Source organism: Burkholderia sp. Tr-20390, assembly GCF_017104595.1.
In the GTDB taxonomy this organism is placed as follows: Bacteria; Pseudomonadota; Gammaproteobacteria; order Burkholderiales; family Burkholderiaceae; genus Burkholderia.
Genome location: NZ_JAAGPC010000115.1, coordinates 1 through 18,585, shown reverse-complemented (window position 1 = coordinate 18,585; position 18,585 = coordinate 1). Strand labels below are relative to the sequence as shown.

At 66.7% G+C, this 18,585-nt stretch carries 18 protein-coding genes; 3 read left to right on the top strand and 15 right to left on the bottom strand.

Annotated elements, in window-relative coordinates; all coding sequences use genetic code 11:
• Window positions 1-5: 5 nt before the first annotated feature.
• The 4 genes from G3N98_RS26115 to G3N98_RS26100 all read right to left on the bottom strand — a co-directional run bounded on the left by G3N98_RS26115 (window position 6) and on the right by G3N98_RS26100 (window position 4,735).
• A complete protein-coding gene (locus G3N98_RS26115) occupies window positions 6-662 on the bottom strand; it encodes a hypothetical protein (RefSeq protein WP_206149606.1) in 657 nt (218 codons plus the stop codon).
• 178 nt (window positions 663-840) lie between these two features.
• Complete coding sequence (locus G3N98_RS26110) at window positions 841-1,746, bottom strand: lysozyme inhibitor LprI family protein (RefSeq protein ID WP_089459865.1); 906 nt, start codon at window positions 1,744-1,746, stop codon at window positions 841-843.
• A gap of 21 nt (window positions 1,747-1,767) precedes the next feature.
• A complete protein-coding gene (locus tag G3N98_RS26105; RefSeq protein ID WP_206149605.1) occupies window positions 1,768-3,639 on the bottom strand; it encodes a hypothetical protein in 1,872 nt (623 codons plus the stop codon).
• 172 nt (window positions 3,640-3,811) lie between these two features.
• Window positions 3,812-4,735 carry a hypothetical protein gene (locus tag G3N98_RS26100; RefSeq protein ID WP_206149603.1) on the bottom strand — a complete coding sequence of 308 codons (924 nt, stop codon included), beginning with the start codon at window positions 4,733-4,735 and terminating at the stop codon, window positions 3,812-3,814.
• Between the two features lie 241 nt (window positions 4,736-4,976).
• On the opposite strand from G3N98_RS26100, the gene G3N98_RS26095 reads away from it, so the two are divergent.
• The 3 genes from G3N98_RS26095 to G3N98_RS26085 all read left to right on the top strand — a co-directional run bounded on the left by G3N98_RS26095 (window position 4,977) and on the right by G3N98_RS26085 (window position 6,993).
• The gene (locus G3N98_RS26095; protein WP_206149602.1) at window positions 4,977-5,219 is read left to right on the top strand and encodes a hypothetical protein; all 243 of its coding nucleotides are present in this window, start codon (window positions 4,977-4,979) and stop codon (window positions 5,217-5,219) included.
• Window positions 5,220-5,305: 86 nt separating this feature from the next.
• Window positions 5,306-6,166, top strand: a complete 861-nt coding sequence (locus G3N98_RS26090; protein ID WP_206149601.1) for a hypothetical protein — start codon at window positions 5,306-5,308, stop codon at window positions 6,164-6,166.
• A 224-nt stretch (window positions 6,167-6,390) separates the two neighbouring features.
• Window positions 6,391-6,993 carry a TetR/AcrR family transcriptional regulator gene (locus G3N98_RS26085; RefSeq protein ID WP_089434126.1) on the top strand — a complete coding sequence of 201 codons (603 nt, stop codon included), beginning with the start codon at window positions 6,391-6,393 and terminating at the stop codon, window positions 6,991-6,993.
• A 140-nt stretch (window positions 6,994-7,133) separates the two neighbouring features.
• On the opposite strand, the gene G3N98_RS26080 is transcribed toward G3N98_RS26085, so the two are convergent.
• From G3N98_RS26080 to G3N98_RS26030, 11 genes are all read right to left on the bottom strand, one after another.
• Complete coding sequence (locus G3N98_RS26080; RefSeq protein ID WP_206149599.1) at window positions 7,134-9,149, bottom strand: glycoside hydrolase family 3 N-terminal domain-containing protein; 2,016 nt, start codon at window positions 9,147-9,149, stop codon at window positions 7,134-7,136.
• Window positions 9,150-9,281: 132 nt separating this feature from the next.
• Window positions 9,282-10,208 carry a LysR substrate-binding domain-containing protein gene (locus G3N98_RS26075; protein ID WP_206149597.1) on the bottom strand — a complete coding sequence of 309 codons (927 nt, stop codon included), beginning with the start codon at window positions 10,206-10,208 and terminating at the stop codon, window positions 9,282-9,284.
• A gap of 49 nt (window positions 10,209-10,257) precedes the next feature.
• The gene (locus G3N98_RS26070; protein ID WP_089476651.1) at window positions 10,258-10,983 is read right to left on the bottom strand and encodes an amino acid ABC transporter ATP-binding protein; all 726 of its coding nucleotides are present in this window, start codon (window positions 10,981-10,983) and stop codon (window positions 10,258-10,260) included.
• Window positions 10,984-11,023: 40 nt separating this feature from the next.
• A complete protein-coding gene (locus G3N98_RS26065; RefSeq protein WP_206149596.1) occupies window positions 11,024-11,680 on the bottom strand; it encodes an amino acid ABC transporter permease in 657 nt (218 codons plus the stop codon).
• Entirely contained in the window at window positions 11,677-12,441 is a 765-nt protein-coding gene (locus tag G3N98_RS26060) for an amino acid ABC transporter permease (protein WP_206149595.1), read from the bottom strand. Before G3N98_RS26060 ends, G3N98_RS26065 begins: the two co-directional genes overlap by 4 nt.
• 43 nt (window positions 12,442-12,484) lie before the next feature.
• Window positions 12,485-13,309, bottom strand: a complete 825-nt coding sequence (locus G3N98_RS26055) for a transporter substrate-binding domain-containing protein (protein ID WP_206149594.1) — start codon at window positions 13,307-13,309, stop codon at window positions 12,485-12,487.
• Window positions 13,310-13,359: 50 nt separating this feature from the next.
• Entirely contained in the window at window positions 13,360-14,430 is a 1,071-nt protein-coding gene (locus G3N98_RS26050) for an ABC transporter ATP-binding protein (RefSeq protein ID WP_175238139.1), read from the bottom strand.
• A gap of 40 nt (window positions 14,431-14,470) precedes the next feature.
• Window positions 14,471-15,313: an ABC transporter permease gene (locus G3N98_RS26045; protein WP_206149593.1), complete on the bottom strand. Its 843-nt coding sequence runs from the start codon at window positions 15,311-15,313 to the stop codon at window positions 14,471-14,473.
• Window positions 15,310-16,233 carry an ABC transporter permease gene (locus G3N98_RS26040; protein ID WP_241026085.1) on the bottom strand — a complete coding sequence of 308 codons (924 nt, stop codon included), beginning with the start codon at window positions 16,231-16,233 and terminating at the stop codon, window positions 15,310-15,312. The genes G3N98_RS26045 and G3N98_RS26040 overlap by 4 nt, the downstream gene beginning before the upstream one ends.
• Window positions 16,234-16,237: 4 nt before the next feature.
• Window positions 16,238-17,335, bottom strand: a complete 1,098-nt coding sequence (locus G3N98_RS26035) for an extracellular solute-binding protein (protein WP_089487450.1) — start codon at window positions 17,333-17,335, stop codon at window positions 16,238-16,240.
• 148 nt (window positions 17,336-17,483) lie between these two features.
• Window positions 17,484-18,585: aldehyde dehydrogenase family protein (locus G3N98_RS26030; protein WP_206149591.1), on the bottom strand; the 1,102-nt coding region annotated here is incomplete at its 5' end.

Below are 18,585 nucleotides of genomic sequence, written 5' to 3'. Positions count from 1 at the left end.
TTGCCCTATCGCATCAGTACCGCCTTCACGCAGGCCGGGCCCAGCGGCTCGCCGTTGTCGGAGAACGCCCTGACTGGGTAGACCCTGATATCCATGCGTGGCCGCTCGAACGCATCGAAGCTCCGCCGGCCATGTTCGCCGTAATGGGTGCGGCGACTGAACCCCATCGACTCCAGTGCCGCCGTGAATTGAGCGAAGGTGGGTTCACACGTCGTCAGCGGAGAAACCTGCGTCCCGGGAATCGGATCAAATATCAGATCCACGCGCGGACCGGTATCTCCGACCGTCACGCGCTGGATACTGAACGCCCAGTTGCCCGGCAAGCGTTGACCATAGCCGAACTGACCGTTGCCAATCGCGGTGGTCTGCACGCCGAAGATGCGGTGTACCGTGTCGGGCGTGATGTCGGTAACCTGGCCGCTTGCCTGAATCAGCGCCAGCATGCGTTGCAGCGCTTGCGTCGTGCTCAGGTTGGCTGGCGCCGGGGATTCGATAGGCGATTCGCCCGCGGGGTCCGGCGTGACCGCGTCCGCAGGCTGTCCGTACACGCTGCCAAACGGGAGGCAGACACTCAATGCCGCCACGACGATCCCCCGCGTGACGAACCTGCTGTCGGTGCGCCGGGCTGAAAGTTCGGGAGTGCTGCGCGGGGGCGGCGTCATGCTGAATCCTTGTGGCGGGTGATGATGGTCGGTAAGGAAAGCGATTCGCACTCCCGATGGACAACGCGAGCGGACTGGTTCGGTTCATGTGCGAGGAGGCTTCGCACCGGCAGAATCGTGCATGTCTTCATGCCTGCGTGGGAATGAACATCGCTGGTGCGCCCGACGCACGCGGTTCTCAGCGTGCCGCGCGAGGGTAGCGGCTGTCGGTCAGGCAGGCGCGTAGCCAGCCGGTGTCTTCCGTGCCCAGTTCGGCTTCGGCATCCAGCTTGGGTAGGGCCGTTGGCGTCAAGGCCGGGCGGCCGGGATGGAGATTCCAGCCGGCGGCCGCCTTGCGCGGCTCGTCCGCATCCGGATCCGGACACGGGCTGCCGCCTTCTGAGCCGTCGCCGCACGCCGCAACGGTTTCGAGCCTGCCCTGGACGACGTTGCCGACCAGGCGCGTCTCGTAGTAACCACCGCTCGCCCAATCGTCCTGCAGGGTGCAGATCCTGTCCTGGTTTTGATAGCGGCGTTCGCTGAAGCATCCGTAGCTCAGTTGACCGTCATGGGGCAGGAAGTCGCATCGGGTCTCGAATCCGGCGAACGGGCCACCCGTGAATTGCGTCAGAAAGGTGCGCTGCGCAAGGGCCGTTTCAAGCAGGCGCGGCGCGGCCTTGCCGCGTTCACTCAAGGTCTCGGTGCGCTGGCGGATCGCCTGCAGCAGGCTCGCGCGCAGGGCCTTGGCATTCGGTGCGCCGGGAAAATCGACCGGATCCGCGAAACGCTTGTCACGCGCCGCGAGCCAGCGTTTCTGACTGCGGACCAGCATCGCGCGCAATTCGCTATCGTTGCCCGCCTGCTGCATGACGGCCGTATAGGCTCTGCCCATTTCCGCATCGGCGGCCTTGAGTTTTTCATCGGCACAGATCGTGTGCTCGACGCGGCTGCTGGCCTTTTGGCAGTCGATTGCATGTGCGGAAGCCGCGGTGAAGAGCAGGGCGACGCAGGCGGCGTGCTGGAGGGTGCGTTTCATGCTGGTTTCCGTGCCGATTCGGTTGTTCGAAGCCTGGGTGAAGCCGCGCTTCAGGTTTTGGGCGGACATGGCGATGGTCCGGGCGTGCGCTCACCGCACGCCGAGCGAATAGTCCTGACCGTACACCGAGCGAAGTTCGCCCGGCTTGCCCAGGAGCTTGAGCGGGCGATACCTGGCGTTGGACAGGATGCGCGTGGCGCGCGGGTAGAACCCCGGGTCGGATGCGAGCCCCTGTATGTGCGCCATGTCGGCCGGGATACGCGTGAGGGTATAGCGCGTCAGGTCGCACTGGATCTGGCCGCTGACGATCTCGCAGGCTTGCTTGTCGTAGTCCGCGTTGGGCGGCGTGGGGTACAGCCCGTCAATCACGATGGCTTCGCCCGGCGCGACGCTGAACGAAGCGAACTCGCGCTTGAGCCGGGTCGAGACCGCCAGCCCGTCGACGGACTTCTCCCGGGTGACGGTCTTCCATCCCGCGGGCTCGGTCATCTCCGATACCGTTCTCTTCTCCGTCGCCCAGAATGCGCAGCCGCCGCTCTGGACGAAGACCGACGAGCAGTAGGTATCCGTGACTTCACGCTCACGAAACTGCGCGTTGAACCATTCCTGCGACTGGATGAAGTCGGTGTTCTTCTTGGGCAGCAAGGCGATCTGCCCCAGCGGCGAACGCCCCGGCTTCTGCTGGGTGCCGAGCTGCGACATTGCGTTGGCGGTCGTCTCGTAGGTGTTGCCGGCGACCGTGTAGGTACCCGGATTGACGATGTAGACGAAGTACTGCGCGTTGCCCGCCACGAAGGTCGAGACATAGCCGTGCAGCCCCACTTCGTTGAAGGGTTCGTCCGGCCCCACGCGTATCACGTCACGGGCGTTGGCCTTGTTTTGCCAGATGGTGGTGGCGGTCACGTCGGTACGGAACGCCCATTTCTTCTCGTTGACGGCTTCGTCGCCGGTGTATTTTCTGTCGAGATTGATGGCGGGCACGATCACGAGGGACTTGCCGGCCACCACGGCGCGGTTGATCAGCCAGTCGATGCCGGCGTGCCAGCGTTCCAGCTTCCGCTCGCGGGGCAGCGCCGGCGGCTCTTTCGATTCGCCCGGCGGCGCCGCGGTGGCGGCCGAGACGAGCGAGCAGATTTCCTTGCGCAGCGTGTCGTCGTCCATCTCCTGCTTCGGGTTGAGTCGCGCGACCACGGAGATCACGCCCAGCGACTCCTCCAGCATGAAGCGGATCGGGAACGCGCGCTTCTCGCCCTGGTCCGGAAGCGGCTGGACGATCGTGACTTCGGTCAGCGTGCCGTGCCGTTCGTTCGACGTCACGCTCAGGTTTGCCGCGGTGGCCGCTTGTGTCAGCCGGGCGGCCGCGTCCGCCGGGTTCAGCGCCTTGATCGGCAACCAGGTGGTGTAGTGGCGGCCGGTGACGCCATCCAGCGCGGGGCGGAAGTTGTACGTGCAGGTGGTAAAGGCGGGCGCGCCCGGAAAGGCGTCGCCGGACGAGGCGGGCGCCGTGGCCGCCTCGCCGGTGCTCGCTGCGCCGCGGCTCATGTCGACGCGGCCGAGCATGCCGCACATGCCGCCCCGGATGGCTTCGGGTGCTGCCTGCATGCCTGGGGGCAACGTCGTCGCCACGGAAAGGGTTTTCGTGTCCTGATTGGCCGTCAGCGTAATGGCGAATCCGCGGGCGCGGTCACTTTGCTGTTGCTGGATCGTCAGCTGGCCGGCCGAACCGGTGTAGTGCTCGTCGCCGATCAGGAAGCCGTCGCCCGCGGCGATCTGCTTGAGTTGCGCGATGGCGTTGCGTGCGTCCAGGCCCGGCACCGTGGCGAACGTCGAGAAGCGTGTGCCGGCGCCGGTGTCGGCTTCACGCTTGAAATTGGCCTCGCAGCCGGCCGCAGTCGCGGCGTGGTGCCAGCCGAGACCCAGCATGAGCCCCAGGAAGGTCAGGCGCAGGCGTGTGGAATTCATGATGGTGCTTCCCCCGTGTGGTGATGGCGTCAAGCCGATGTCTTCCATTCGATCAGCAGTCCGGATGGGCGGCGATGCGCCCGAAACTCGCTGCTTCGGCCGCCTTTGCGGCGGCAAGCAGGCGCCGGCATGCACGGCGCGTGCGAGTGCCCTGACGCCCAAGCGCGCCTGCTCACGCGTCGGCGCCCCTGCACTTCATGCTCGCGATACGTTGGTCCGGCCGGGTGCGGTAGAACACGAAGCTCGTCGCCCCCGGGCCCTGATTGCCGCCCTCTTCATCGACGTAGGTTTCCGCAAAAACCGGCACGGCGGCGTTGGCGATGGTGACCCGGAAGAACACGTTGTTTTGTGTGTTGGGCGCGGTGGTGCCGTAGTCGAGCGCGCACCGGCCGGCGATGCGCTTGACCGTGGCGCGGCGGCCGAGCTGGCGCAGCAGGATGTCCTGCGTGTCGTCGCTCGGGTAGAACTTGCGCAGCGCGATCGACAGGACGGTGGTCGCGTTGCCGTTGAGGACGACGCCGACGTGGCCTTCGTTGTCCGTTTTGATGCCGGCGTCCTCGCCGACCTTGCCGTCCGGCACATCCACGTCGCCGAAGCCGGTGAGCAGCGTGCTGCCGCTACGGTAGTGCGCGGCCTCGGGGGAATGGCCGTCCGGATTGCCGAGCGGCTTCGCGTCGCTCCAGTGCACACCGGGCAGGTTGTCGAACGCCGGCCAGGTTGCCGGCTTCGCCGCGCCGAATACGCCCAGCAGCGTTTGCAGCGGCGATGCAGGGGTCGTTTCCGGCACATGGACGGCCGGCAACGACACCGCGGATGCGGGGTCCGCCGTCGGGTTGGCGGGCGGCATGGCGCGCTTGCACGCGCTCAGGCCGATCAGCAGGACGCCGGCGGATAGCGCACACCACTTCAAGGTACGGCGCACATGTATTTGCCTGTCGCCGGCATGACGGGCGTGTGTCAACCGCCGAATAGCACTTTTATGAAACGTGTTCATTTCCCAACTATTAGGATCGGAAAATATATCGAGAAGTAGAAACACGGCGATCGTTGTGCGTGCGCCGATTGCCTCGGCTTTACTGATCGCAATTCTAGTCAAAGTAGATCGACTAGTATACATTCATCATATCGTTCTTCTAGCGTCGTCACGGTGTGAACCGGATGCCAAGCGGTGCAGGGGCGCCGAGTGTGGCCTGGGCAGGAATTTCACGATGACATGGACAGCCAGTATCGATGAGATCGCCCGTAGCCTGAACGGGTTGGAGCCGCCCTGGCTGCCCGCCTATGACATGCGGGCCTATGCAGCAAAGGTGGATTCGGAATGCGGATATAGCTCGGAAATGATGGTCGCCCTCGAGATCAATACGCGAATGTTCGAGGAAGTCGTTGCGTACGTGCATTTGTGCGGCGCGTTCGCACCGCTGCATCCATCCACGGCGCGGCAGTACGAATGCGTGCGCAACGACTCGGCCGAAATCGACGATGTGCTCGCACAGCATGCGACCGGCGCATGTCCTACGTACACGGGGTTGCTGGCGTCGTTCGTCGATCGGGGCATCGTCGTGCGACGTGCGCCAGGTTGAGGTGCCGCCCCAGTAACGGCTTCGTGCCGCTTTCCTTTCGACTGCGACGCGTCGCGTTCGCAGTCGCGATCAGGACCCAGCTCAAGATGACCACGCCTTCCGGACGCCCTGCCATGCAGACAAGAACCCTCAAGAAAGCCACTGCTTTGTTCGCCCGGGTCAACCGGGCGACCGCCGACCGGTCGCGTCGATGCGCGTCGGCTGTTGGCGCGACGGCCGCGCTATTGCTCGCCGCCAGCGTGTTGTCGGGGTGTGCGCCGCTGTCGGCGTCCGCGCCGGCCGATCCTCAACAACAGGCTGTCGCGGAGCAGCGGAATGCGAATGCGTTGTATAGCCAGAAGGTGTTGGCATACAAGCCGATGTTCGAAAATCCTGGCGGCTATGGTCGAGCGCAGATACTGGATGCGTACGAGGCGGTCCTCCAGCAGTACTCCGCCGCTGCCATCGTGTATGCCCGCATCATCTATCCGGACGCTCGACAGACGCTTCCACCGTCGCTGCAGCCATTGCCGGCGCCGTCGGGGCCGGTCACGCTGGCGGTCGTCAATCGCGACTACGAACATGTACTCGGCATGAGCGCTACGTTGTGGGAAATGGATATGGCGGCGAACTTTGGCCGACCGTCGAAATTGCCGATACCGAAATACAACGGCCCGGTGCTGATCATGCCGCCTTTGCCGCCGTTTCCACCGCTGCAGGATGTTCGCGATCCGAAGTTCGCGCGGCTCGTGACGATGACGAAGAAAGTGGACGACGCGCAGAAGGCGGATCTGGCACGAGAGCACGCCGCGATCGAGCAACAGTATGCGGAGCAGGCTGCGTGGCGGGCTCGACACCCCATGGGGCAGTATGACCACATCGACCCGAGGACCGGACTGCCGTATGCGCCCCCGCCACAGGAGACGCAGCGCTGGTGCATGATGGGCGGCGGCCGGGTGCCTTGCTGAAACCGCTGCGCGCAACGGTCATTGCGGCATTCGTTTCCGACGTGGGGCCGTCTGCTTCAAAACCCGTACTTGTGTCGGCCTGCGTGACGCTGTTCGCTGGCGGCGTACCGGTCGCGCATCCTGGTCAACCGGTATCCGGCAGCGGGCACACGTGCCCGACAGGCTGAACGGAGCGGTGCGGGCGGCGGTGCTAAGATGCCGCCCTGTAGTCAGGAGATGCATGAATGCGCGCGAGCAAACGCCAGCAGGTGGTCGACAAGGCAGGTGAGCTGTTTTCCCTGCATGGCTTTCATCCGGTCGGCATCGACCGGATCATCGCCGAAGCGGACGTTGCCCGCATGACGCTCTACCATCACTTCGCCGGCAAGGACGATCTGATCAAGGCCGTGCTGGAGCAGCGCTACACCTTCATCATGGAGAGCATCGCCGCGAAGCTCGACCCCATGCCGCACGCCGCTGCGCGCCTGAAGGGGATTTTCGACTGGTACGGCACCTGGTTCAGCAGCCCGGCGTTCGCGGGCTGCCTGTTCGAGCGTGCGCTGGCCGAGTTCGGCGCGACCTGCCCCAAGGTGACCGACGTGGCGGTGCGCTATCGGGACGACTTGCTGGCCCTCATGGAGCAACTGCTCGCCGAGATCGTTCCGCGTCGCCGGGCACGGCAGCTGGCAGGCGTGTACGTGATGTTACTGAGCGGGGCGACCGCGGATGCGCGTGCGATCGGGGATTCGCAGGCTGCCGCAAGGGCCTGGCAGGCGGCGGAGATGTTGCTGAACGAGTCCAGGGTCGCAGCGGAAAGCACGCGTAAAGCCCGTAGCCGTCGTGCTTGATCGTTGCTGAACCCGGTCTTTCGCCTCGATGCAACGTCGGCCGCCGCGCACGCTCGCGTCGCCGCCAGCGAGCGGCCAGGCGCGAGTCGACGGCCCTAGTCGATGCCGGCTCCGATCGGCGAGCCGGCATCGACGACGCATCAATACGTGAGACCGAATCCGAACGGATACAACGGATGCGCGGTATCGTGCGGCACGTCTTCCAACTGCGCCGCGACCTCGGCCATCGACGACGGCAGCTCGAACGGCAGCTTCCCTTGTGGTTGACCTTTGCCGGTCAGCACGTCGAACAGCGCGGCATCGGTCACGCCGAAATTGGCGAGGATCGCGGTGGCCTTGTCCTGCACGTTGGTCAGGATCGCCGGGCGATCCATGTACACCGAGACGATCGACTTCGGTGCGAGCGCGGCCTGCTTGATGGCTTCGTAGTCCGCACTGCCGTCGACGAACGCGAGGCTGCCTTCATGCTGCATCGAGCCGAACATGTAGTTCGGGTGCAGCGTCTGATAGGGCGTGCTCACGCGGAGAATCGCGACGTCGGCGGCTTGTGGCGTATCGACGACCTGATAACCATATTGCCGTGCGACGGCGGGATCGATGCCGTACAGCCAGACTTTCTTGCCCGACGCCGCCATCGGCAGCAGCTTGCCGTTGTTCTGCAGCAGCACCATCGAGCGGCGCTGCGCATCGAGTGCCTGGGCCTGGAAGTCGGCATTTCCGACGATCTTGCCGGCCGCGTCCGCATCGACATACGGATGGTCGAACAGGCCCTGCTGGAATTTCTGCAGCAGGACGCGATAGGCCGATTCCGACAAGCGTTCTTCCGACAACTGCCCGCGGTTGACGGCGTCGACGAGGTCGCTCGGATCGTCGTCGCCGCCGAACTGGTCGATGCCGGCGTTGACCGCACGCGTGAAGCGCTGCACGCGGGTCGCGCCCTCCATTCCCCAGGGCATGCCCAGCCCGACGAACGACGGGGCCCCTGACGACACGCCGTTGATGCAGTTCGCGTCGCAGTCGTCGGCGATCAGCCAGTCGGACAGGATCACACCCTTGAAGCCGTATTTCCCGCGCAGCAGGTCGGTCAGCAACGCCTTGTCATAAGCGCCGCCGACGGGCTCCAGCTTGATGCCGTCGACCGTCACCGTCATGTCCGGTTCGGAATAGGTCGGCATGACCGAGCCGACGTTGGCGGCGAAAGCGCCTTCGAACGGCTTCAGGTGATAGGCGAAATTGTTGCCCGGATAGGTCGCATAGCGGCCGTAGTAATTGTGGCTGTCGAAGCCGAGTTTCTGCGCGCCGTATCCGGCCCAGTGCTTGACGACGGCGATGACGCTCTTGGCCTGGATGCCGTCGCTGCCGCCCTGGAAGCCTTCGATATAGGCCTGGACCTGCGCGCGGGCGAGATCGGCGTCCTCGCCGAACGTGCCGTTGATGCGGGCCCAGCGCGGCTCGGTCGCGAGATCGGCCTGCGGCGAAAGCGCTTCGGTGATGCCGACGGCGCGATACTCCTGGCGCGCGATATCGCCGAAGTTTCGCGTGAGTGCCGCATCGCCGATCGCGGCGAAGCCGAGCGTTTCGGGCCACTGCGAGAAACCGCTGCTGCCCGCGCTTGCGCCGAGCGTGTACTGGAAATGGTTGCGCGGGTCGGAGCTGATCGTCACCGGGATGCCGAGCCGCGACTGCTCGGCCAGCGTCTGGATCTGGTTGGCCTGGACGGCCATGGTGTGCGCATCGGCACTCATGCGCGTGATGTAGGTGTTGACGCCCCGCTGATTGATGAGCGTCTTGAGCGCGGCCAGGTCGTAAGCGGAGCCGGTGCCCGCACCGGTCGTGTCGTTCAGCACTGGCGCGGTGCCGTGCATCATCAGGCCGGCTTTCTCGGCCAGCGTGAGGCGGCCGACCAGGTCGCGTGCCCGCGCTTCTGCGCTCAGCCGCCAGTCTTCGTAGGGTTCGAGCTGGCCGCTCTTGTCCATGTCCTTGAACTTGAGGCCGTCCTTGGTGATCAGGTTCAGCGTCGTGTAGCCGAAGTCCTGCTGCGTGACCGGCGGGGAAGAGGAGTCGACGCCGCCGCAGGCAAACAGCCCCAGGGTGAGCGCGGTGCCCGACGCGGCCCATGCCGATCGGTGAATGGCTGATCTCGTGATGCGTTGCATGCTTGTCTCCTGAATCGGATTTTTTTGGCGCGGCCGTGATGCATGACGCATGGCCGCCGGCCACTTTACCGAGCTGTTTCAGGGGACGTTTTGCCGCCGGGTGCAGTTTTTGCCCCGACGGGGCGCGATGTGTCAGGCGGCGGGGGGCATCGCGGTTTCAGGGCGGGCAGGCGCGCCGCCCGACGCGCCCTTGCGTTCGTCCGCGATCCAGCCGCCGAACAGCTGGATCTTCTGCTGCTGCTCCGCACCGTCCGGATACACGAAGTAGTAGCCCATCCCCGTCGGCAACGAGATGTCGAACGGCATCACCAGCCGGTGCGCCGCCACGCTTTCGTCCGCGAGCGTCCGGTCGCCGATCGCGACGCCGTAGCCGTCGATCGCCGCGTGCGTCGCGAGATCCAGCGTTTCGAAGCTCAAGCCGCGCGTCGAGTCGACGTGCGGCGCGCCCGCATGGTCGAGCCACCGCTTCCAGTCCCGATGATCGCGGGTCGGATGCAGCAACGTGTGACCGGCCAGGTCGTCGAGACTCGCGAGCGGCTGCCGCGCCGGCAGGCCCGGGGCGCAGACCGGCGTGAGCCGTTCGTCGAACAGCGGGATCGCATGCATGTCGGGGCCGGCGCCGGCCGCGTAGATCACCGCGGCGTCGAACGGCTCCATGCGGAAGTCGACCTGATGATCCCAGGTGGTGGTGATCTGCACCTGCAGTTCGGGATGCTCGGCCTGGAACCGCATGATGCGCGGCAGCATCCACTGCATCATGCAGGTCGGCACCTTCAGGGCGAGTTCGGTCCGCCTGCGCGACAGGCGCATCGAGACCTCCTCGATGCGCGCGAAGCTTTCGCGCACGGTCGGCAACAGGAGTTCGCCTTCGGCCGTCAGCGTCAGCCCCTTGGGCGTGCGCTTGAACAGCGCGAACTGATAGAAGCTCTCGAGCGCGAGGATCTGCCGGCTCACGGCCCCCTGGGTCAAGCACAGGTGCTCGGCGGCGCGCGTGAAGCTGCCGTGACGGGCAACGATGTCGAAGACCTGCAGCGCGTTGAGGGAGGGAAGTCGTTTCATCGGGAGAGTGGGGGTGGAACGGGCGCGCGACGGCGCGCCACGGTATCGCTCAGTGCAGGATCTTCGCGAGGAAGTCCTTCGCGCGTTCCGATTTAGGATTCGAGAAGAAATCGTCCTTGCGGTCGTCCTCGACGATCGCGCCCTGGTCCATGAAGATCACGCGATGGGCGACCTTCTTCGCGAAGCCCATCTCGTGCGTGACGACCATCATCGTCATCCCTTCCTGCGCGAGCTCGACCATCACGTCGAGCACTTCGTTGATCATCTCGGGGTCGAGCGCGGACGTCGGCTCGTCGAACAGCATCGCGACCGGGTCCATCGACAGCGCACGCGCGATCGCGACACGCTGCTGCTGGCCGCCCGACAGCTGGCCCGGGAACTTGTGCGCATGCGCCTTCAGGCCGACGCGCTCGAGCAGCTTCAGGCCCTTCTCGTTCGCCTCGTCCTTGCCGCGGCCGAGCACCTTGACCTGCGCGAGCGTCAGGTTCTCGGTGATCGACAGGTGCGGGAACAGCTCGAAATGCTGGAACACCATCCCGACCTTCGAGCGCAGTTTCGACAGGTTCGTCTTCCTGTCGCCGACCGACTGGCCGTTCACGAGGATCCCGCCCTGCTGGAACGGCTCGAGGCCGTTCACGGTCTTGATCAGCGTGGATTTGCCCGAGCCCGACGGGCCGCACACGACGACCACTTCGCCTTTCCTGACCTCGGTCGTGCAGTCGGTGAGAACCTGAAACGGGCCGTACCACTTCGAAACGTTGCTGATGGAAATCATGGAAGTTCCTGGATCGTAATGAAGCGCGCGCGGCGCCGGTTCAGCGTGCCTTCGCGACGCGATAGCGACCTTCGAGCACGCGGGCATACCACGTCAGCGGGAAGCACATCGCGAAGTAGAGCAGCGCGACCATCGCGTAGATCGGAAACGGCTTGAATACCGCGTTGGTGATGATGTTGCCCGTCTTGGTCAGTTCGGTCAGCCCGATGATCGACGTCAGCGCGGTGCTCTTGACGGCCTGCACGAGGAAGCCGACGGTCGGCGGCAGCGCGATCTTCCACGCCTGCGGCCACACCACGTAGCGCAGTTGCTGGGTCCACGTCATGCCGAGGCTGGCCGCCGCGTGCCACTGGCCGCGCGGTACCGCGTCGACGCAGCCGCGCCAGATGTCGGTCAGGTACGCGCTGGCGTTCAGCGTCAGCACGACCGACGCGGCCACCCACGGCGTCACGTCGATGCCGACGAGCGGCAGCCCGAAGAAGCCGAGGAACAGCTGCATCAGCAACGGCTTGCCCTGGAACACCTCGACGTACAGGATCACGAAACGACGCAGCGCGGCCGACGCCGAGACGCGCATCGCCAGCAGCGCGAACCCGGCGACGCTGCCGCCGACGAACGTGATCAGCGACAGCAGCAGGGTCCAGCGCGCGGCGAGCAGCAGGTTCCACGCGATGTCCTGGAAGGTGAATTCGATCATCGTGCACGCTCCGTCGACAGGCGGGTTTCAGGGGAACGGGCCCGCCATGCGAGGCGGGCAAAACAGCCGCGCCGGGGCACGGCCGCCGCGCCGCGCTGCATGCGGCCCGAAAACAGCCGCCGGCCGATCCGATTGAGCAGCATGCGCAGCGCGATCGACAGCAGCAGGTAGATCGCGGTCACGACGATGTAGATCTCGAACGCACGGAAATTGCGCGACTGGATGAAGTTCGCGGCATAGGTCAGGTCGGGCACCGAGATCTGCGAGACGACGGCCGAGCCGAGCATCACGATCAGCACCTGCCCGAGCAGCGCGGGGTACACGTTCGCGAGCGCCTGCGGCAGCACGACGTGACCGAACACCTGCCGCCCGTGCAGCCCGAGCGCGCGCGCCGCCTGCACCTGCCCGTGCGGCACCGATTCGATGCCGGCGCGCAGGATCTCGACCGCGTACGCGCCCAGGTTGACCGTCATCGCCAGCACGGCCGCCTGCACTTCGTCGATGTGCACGCCGATCCCGGGCAGCCCGAAGAAGATGAAGAACAGCTGGACCAGGAACGGCGTATTGCGGATCAGCTCGACATAGGCGGCGACGAGCATGCGTGCCCAGCGCGGGCCGGCGAGCGCGACCCACGCGCCGGTGGTGCCGATCAGGCCGCCCAGCACGGTGGCGGCCGCGGTGAGGCCGAGCGTCACGCCGATGCCGCGCGCGAGCAGGCCGGCGTACAGGCCGAAGTCGCTGAAGTCGAACACGTAGGTCATCGCGATGCCTTTCGTCGTGAATGCGGAGCGGGGGCGGCGCGCATCACAGGTCGGCCGGCAGTGCCGCGTGCAGCCACTTCTGCGACAACGCATTCAACGTGCCGCTCTTGCGGGCGCCGGCGATCGCGTCGTTGACCTTCTGCATCAGGCGCGGCTCGTTCTTGTTCAGGCCGACGTGGTCGGGCGAGCTGAACAGCGAGAACTTCTGCTCCGGATCGATCGACGGATGGCGCGCGATGATCGTCGCGCCGACGTCGTTGCCGACCACGAGCAGTTGCGCCTGTCCCGACAGGAACGCCGCGATCGCGCCGTTCGGGTCGTCGAAACGCTTGATCGTCGCGCTCGGCGGCGCGACCTTGCTCACGCTGAGATCCTCGAGCGTGCCGCGCGCGACCGCGACCGATTTGCCGGCGAGATCGGCGTTGCCCTTCACGGCCAGCGATTTCGGGCCGAACACCGCGAGGTAGTACGGTGCATACGCGTTCGAGAAGTCGATCACCTTCGCGCGTTCCGGCGTCTGCCCGACCGACAGCAGCATGTCGGTCTTGCGATCGGCGAGATACGCCATCCGGTTGTCGCCGGTGACCTGCACGAGTTCGACTTTCGCGTTGAGTGCGCGGCCGATCAGGTTCGCCATGTCGATGTCGTACCCTTGCGGCTTCATGTCCGGGCCGATCGAGCCGAACGGCGGGTAGTCCTCGAACACGCCGATGCGCACGACACCCGATTTCGCGATCGTGTCGAGCGCGTCGGCATGCGCGAGCGGCGCGAACGCGGCAAGGGCCGTGGTGCCGGCGCAGGCGCAGAGGAGGACGGTACGGGCGAGCAGGCGCTGCACGCGGCGGGTGGCTTGGGACGTTGCGTTCATGGTGAGATCCTCGTTGCTGGGCGGGACTGCGCGGGAGAAAAGCAGGGGAATCAGGCGCCGCGGGCGGCGATGAGCTTGCAGGCATGGGCGGGCAGTTCCGCGAGCACCGGCATGCCGACGTGGAGGTCGGGCGTCTCGCGCGGCGTCGTCGCGGCGGTCAGCGTGAAGCCGCGGCAGTCGATCGTCGCTTCGATCGACGCGCCGACGTCGCGCACGAACGTGATCGTGCCCGCCAGCGTATTCGGCGCCGACGCCGGCTCGCCGGGGCGCACGCAGACATCCTCGGGACGAATCAGCAGGCGCACCGCGTCGGTCGCGCGCGGCGTGTCCGGTGCGCGCCGGATCGCGAGACGCTGCCCGCCGGGCAGCACGATGGCGTCGTCGCCGTCGCACGCGACCGGCAGGATGTTGCCGAGGCCGATGAAGTCGGCGACGAATTCGTTGACCGGATCGCGATAGATGTCGAGCGGCCGGCCGACCTGCTGGATCCGGCCTTTTTCCATCACGACGATCTCGTCGGCCATCGTCATCGCTTCGCGCTGGTCGTGCGTGACCATGATCGTCGTGATGCCGAGCCGTTGCTGGAGCAGCCGGATCTCGACCTGCATCGCCTCGCGCAGCTTCGCGTCGAGTGCCGACAACGGTTCGTCAAGCAGCAGCAGGCGCGGCGACGATGCGATCGCGCGTGCAATCGCGACGCGCTGGCGCTGCCCGCCCGACAGCTGCGTGACGAGCCGGTCGGCCATGTGCGGCAGCTGGATCAGCTCGAGCAGCTCGGCCACGCGCCGTGCCTGCGCGGCCTTGTCCGTCTTGCGCAGCCGCAGCGGATACGCGATGTTCTGCGCGACCGTCATGTGCGGGAACAGCGCGAGCGACTGGAACACCATGCCGAAGTCGCGCCGGTTGGCGGGTACGTGCGTGAGGTCGCGGCCGGCGAACGTCAGCGTGCCGGCGGTCGGCGTCTCGAGGCCGGCGATGATCCGCATCAGCGTGGTCTTGCCGCAGCCGGACGGGCCGAGAAAGCAGACGAGCTTGCCGTCCGGCACCGACAGGTCGACGTGATCGACCGCATACGCGTGATGGAAGCGCTTCGTCACGTTCTGGAGGATGAGCTGGGTCATGAGGGTTCCTTGCACGGGCGAGGGCGAGGCGGCGTGCGCGTCAGAGCGCGACACCCTTGTCGCCGACGAGTTTTTCGAGCATCCAGATCAGCGCGAAGTCGATCGCGACGGTGAACACGGCGAAGCAGAACACGGTCGGGTCGAGCGACGAGACGGTGCGGCTGTAGAGCCAGACCGGCAGCGTCATCGTGTCGATGCTGTACAGGAAGAACGTCACCGTGAATTCGTTGAACGACACGATGAAGGCGAACAGCATGCCGGCGAGGATGCCGGGCCGCATCAGCGGCAGCACGACGTCGACGAGCGCGCGGCGCGGGCTCGCGCCCATCAGGCACGCGGCTTCCTCGAAATCGGGGCCGATCGACGCGACCGACGCCGCGCAGTTCTTCACCGTGAACGGCAGCGTCAGGATCACGTGCGCGACGACGAGCCGCACGATGCCGAGTTCGACCGGCAGCGCGTTGAACACGATCAGCAGCGCGAGGCCGAGCATCACGAGCGGATAGACGATCGGCAACGCGACGAGCTGCTCGACGAGCGTCCTGCCGCGAAAGCGGTAGCGCGACAGCGCGTAAGCCGCGGGCACCGACACGGCGGTCGCGATCAGCATCGTCGCGACCGCGACGACGAGGCTCGTCGTCAGCGCGGCGCCCATCGATTGCGCGCTGCCGGCATCGGACGACACGAACGTCTGCCACGCGGCGCGATACCAGTGCAGGCTGAATTCGCGCGGCGGGAATTCGAGCGTGCCCGAGGCGCCGAACGACATCGTGATCATCGTCAGGATCGGCAGCGCCGCGAGCAGCAGCACGAGCGTCGCGAGCGCGCCGGTCACGCGTCCGAGGCGGCCGGGCATGGGCGCGCGCAGGAGCAGGGCAGTCATCGGTTCACCTCGCCGGCACGTTGCAGGGTGCGCACGAGGCGCTGCGACACCGCCATCACGACGAGCGTCGCACCCATCAGCACGACACCGGATGCCGACGCGGCGGGCCAGTTGAGCAGCGGTGCGACCTGGTCGTGCACGAGCACGGCGAGCATCGGCACGCGCCGGCCGCCGAGCAGCAGCGGCACCGCGAACGCGCTGGCGTTGTATGCGAACACGAGCAGCGCGCCGGAGACGAGGCCGGGCATCGCGAGCGGCAAGGTCACGTGCCGCAGCGTCTGCCAGCGGCTCGCGCCGAGCGTCGCGGCGGCTTCGTCGTAGGCGCGGGACACCGCGCGCAGCGCGCTCGACAACGGCAGCACGGCGAGCGGGAACGCGGTCTGGATCAGGCCGAGCAGCACACCGTGCTCGCGGTACAGCAGCTGCAGCGGCCGCCCGATCACGCCGCCGGCCAGCAGCGCGCGGTTGAGCAACCCGGCCGGGCCGAGCATCACGAGCCAGCCATAGCCTTGCAGCAGCAGGTTCACGAGCAGCGGCAACAGCACGCCCGCGAGCAGCAACCGGCGCGCGAGCCGCGATTCGGTACGCGCCATCGCGAGCGCCACCGGGATCGCCAGCAGCACCGCGCACACCATGCTCTGGAACGCGAGGCGCAGCGTGAGCCACAACGACGTCGTGAAGTACGGATCCGCGAGGTCGAGGTAGTTCTGCAGCGTGAAGGTCCGCCATTCGTCGCCGGACACGCCGACGCTCATGCGCAATACCGTGACCGTCGCGGCGGCGAGCACCGCGAGGAACGCGAGGATCGGCGCGAGCAGCAGCCAGGGCGGCACGCCGGGCAGCGCGGCCGCATCGGCGCCCGCGCCGGCCGTGCCGGCGGCGGCCGGCGCGGCGTCTCGGGAAGAGGACAGGGAGGCCATGTCGTTACGCCGAGAAGAGGCCCGTGTAGCGCTTGATCCACGCCGGCTGCACGGCCGCGAGCGCCTTGTCGTCATGCAGCACGGCTTTCTCCGCGATCTGCTGCGGCGACGGCACGAACGCGCGGCTTTCCGCGGGAATCACGGCCTTGCCGTTCACGGGGCCGTTCAGCACGTCGGCCGCCATCCGGCCCTGCACGCCGGCGTCGAGCGAATGATTGATGAATGCGTGGATCAGGTCGAGGTCGCCCGGGTGCGCCTTCGGGATCACGGTGAACATCAGCTGCGTCGCGAAACCCTCCTTCATCCCGTACGTCACGCCCATCTTGTAGTCGGGCTTGCGGATCTGGTCCGGGAAGAACGCGGGCGAATAGATGCCGCCGAGGTCGAGCGAGCCCGTGCGGAACAGGTCGGCGACCTGGTTCGGGTTTTCGCCGAGGGTCATCACGCGGTCCTTCAGTTGCGCGAGCTTACGGAATCCCGGATCGATGTTCTGCTGCGACCCGCCGGCCAGTTTCGCCGCGATGATCGCGAGGTCGACCGCTTCTGCCCACTCGGGCGGCGGCAGGAACAGGCGGCCCGCATATTTCGGATCCCACAGCGCCTCGTAGCTCGACGGTGCGCTCTTCACGGTTGCCGTGTTGTAGATCAACCCGTCCGACCACAGCAGGTAGCCGATGCCGAAGCCGTTCGCGCCGGTGCGGTACTGCGGCGCGACGTCCTTCAGGTTCGGCAGCCGGTTCAGGTCGGGCTTCGCGAGCAGGCCCGCTTCCGCGAGGCCGGCCGCGCCGACGCCGGCGAGCGTGATGACGTCGTAGGTCGGCCGCTCGCCCGCGGCCTTGACCTTCGCGACCATCCCCGACGTACCGTCCGCGCGATCGGCGATCACGCGTGCGCCGGTCTGCTTGCTGAAGCTTTCCGCGATGTTGCGCAGCGCGGCCGCACCGGTATCGTCGGACCACGTGAGCAGGCGCAGCGTCTTGCCTGCGAAACGGCTCGTCTGTGCCTTCGCAGTACTGATGAATGGCATCGGAAGGGCGGATGCAGCGAGCGCCGTGCCGAGGGTTTTGATCACCTGCCTTCTGCCCGCCTTGAAGTGTTGCATGGCCGTCTCCTGATGAACGATGCCGGGTGGTTCGATGCCGGGCGCCGACTGCGGCGCGGGGTGTGGAGGAACTGTAGGGAGGTCAAATTTCCGCAACAAACGAAATATCCGCATGCGCGGCATGACATAAACGCATGGCGCGGCGACCTCAGCCGGCCGGCATCATGACCTGCTTGATCTCCTGAAAGGCGGCGAGCCCGAACGGACCGAGTTCGCGTCCGATGCTGCTGCGCTTGTAGCCGCCCCATGAGGTTTGCGGATAGATCAGCTGGGGCGTGTTGATCCACACGACGCCCGCCTCGAGCGCGTCGGCAACCCGCCTGGCGCGCGCCGTGTCACGCGTGACGACGGTCGCGACGAGCCCGTATTCGGTGTCGTTGGCGGCCGCGATCGCCTCGTCCTCGGTGTCGAATGCGCGGACGCACAGCACCGGTCCGAAGATTTCTTCACACCATAGCGAGCTGTCGGCCGGCACGTCGGCGAACAGGGCTGGTCGGATGAAATAGCCGGGGCCGTCGGGAGCATGGCCGCCCGCAACGAGCCGCGCGCCGTCGGCCTGGCCCTGCGCGATGTGGCGTTTCACCCGTTCGTATTGCGCGCGATTCGTCAGCGGGCCCATCTGCACGCCGGGGGCGAACGGCGGGCCGACGACGGTTGCGTCGAAGCGCCGTGCGAGTCGCGCGATCAGTTCATCGGCGAGCGGCGCGGCGACGAGCACGCGCGAGGTCGCCGAACACATCTGCCCGGCGTTGAACAGGCCGCCGCCCGTGACGAGTTCGACCGCGTGATCGAGATCGGCGTCGTCGAACACGATGATCGACGACTTGCCGCCGAGTTCGAGGCCGACGCCCTTGATCGTGTCGGCGGCCGTCTTCATGACCTGCGCACCGACGGCGGTGCTGCCGGTGAACGACAGCTTCGCGACGCGGGGATGCGCGCACAGTCGGGCGCCGACGGCGTGGCCGGTGCCCGTCACGACGTTCAGCACGCCGGGCGGCAGCCCCGCTTCGGCGGCGATCGCGGCGAGTTCGAGCTCGGGCAGCGGCGTGATCTCGGACGGCTTCAGCACGACGGTGCAGCCGGCCGCGAGCGCGGGTGCGAGCTTCCACGCGGTCGTCACCATCGGAAAATTCCACGGCACGATCAGCGCGGCGACGCCGGCCGGTTCGCGCCGGATCCACGCGCGATGGTCGGCATCGGGCAGCGCGATCTCGGCTTCGCCGTCGGTGTCGAGGCGCTCCGCGAGGCTA

Coding starts and splice junctions, on each gene's coding strand:
- G3N98_RS26115 (WP_206149606.1), bottom strand. CDS start 662: ATGACGCCGCCCCCGCGCAGCACTCCCGAACTTTCAGCCCGGCGCACC.
- G3N98_RS26110 (WP_089459865.1), bottom strand. CDS start 1,746: ATGTCCGCCCAAAACCTGAAGCGCGGCTTCACCCAGGCTTCGAACAAC.
- G3N98_RS26105 (WP_206149605.1), bottom strand. CDS start 3,639: ATGAATTCCACACGCCTGCGCCTGACCTTCCTGGGGCTCATGCTGGGT.
- G3N98_RS26095 (WP_206149602.1), top strand. CDS start 4,977: ATGATGGTCGCCCTCGAGATCAATACGCGAATGTTCGAGGAAGTCGTT.
- G3N98_RS26090 (WP_206149601.1), top strand. CDS start 5,306: ATGACCACGCCTTCCGGACGCCCTGCCATGCAGACAAGAACCCTCAAG.
- G3N98_RS26085 (WP_089434126.1), top strand. CDS start 6,391: ATGCGCGCGAGCAAACGCCAGCAGGTGGTCGACAAGGCAGGTGAGCTG.
- G3N98_RS26080 (WP_206149599.1), bottom strand. CDS start 9,149: ATGCAACGCATCACGAGATCAGCCATTCACCGATCGGCATGGGCCGCG.
- G3N98_RS26075 (WP_206149597.1), bottom strand. CDS start 10,208: ATGAAACGACTTCCCTCCCTCAACGCGCTGCAGGTCTTCGACATCGTT.
- G3N98_RS26070 (WP_089476651.1), bottom strand. CDS start 10,983: ATGATTTCCATCAGCAACGTTTCGAAGTGGTACGGCCCGTTTCAGGTT.
- G3N98_RS26065 (WP_206149596.1), bottom strand. CDS start 11,680: ATGATCGAATTCACCTTCCAGGACATCGCGTGGAACCTGCTGCTCGCC.
- G3N98_RS26060 (WP_206149595.1), bottom strand. CDS start 12,441: ATGACCTACGTGTTCGACTTCAGCGACTTCGGCCTGTACGCCGGCCTG.
- G3N98_RS26055 (WP_206149594.1), bottom strand. CDS start 13,309: ATGAACGCAACGTCCCAAGCCACCCGCCGCGTGCAGCGCCTGCTCGCC.
- G3N98_RS26050 (WP_175238139.1), bottom strand. CDS start 14,430: ATGACCCAGCTCATCCTCCAGAACGTGACGAAGCGCTTCCATCACGCG.
- G3N98_RS26045 (WP_206149593.1), bottom strand. CDS start 15,313: ATGACTGCCCTGCTCCTGCGCGCGCCCATGCCCGGCCGCCTCGGACGC.
- G3N98_RS26040 (WP_241026085.1), bottom strand. CDS start 16,233: ATGGCCTCCCTGTCCTCTTCCCGAGACGCCGCGCCGGCCGCCGCCGGC.
- G3N98_RS26035 (WP_089487450.1), bottom strand. CDS start 17,335: ATGCAACACTTCAAGGCGGGCAGAAGGCAGGTGATCAAAACCCTCGGC.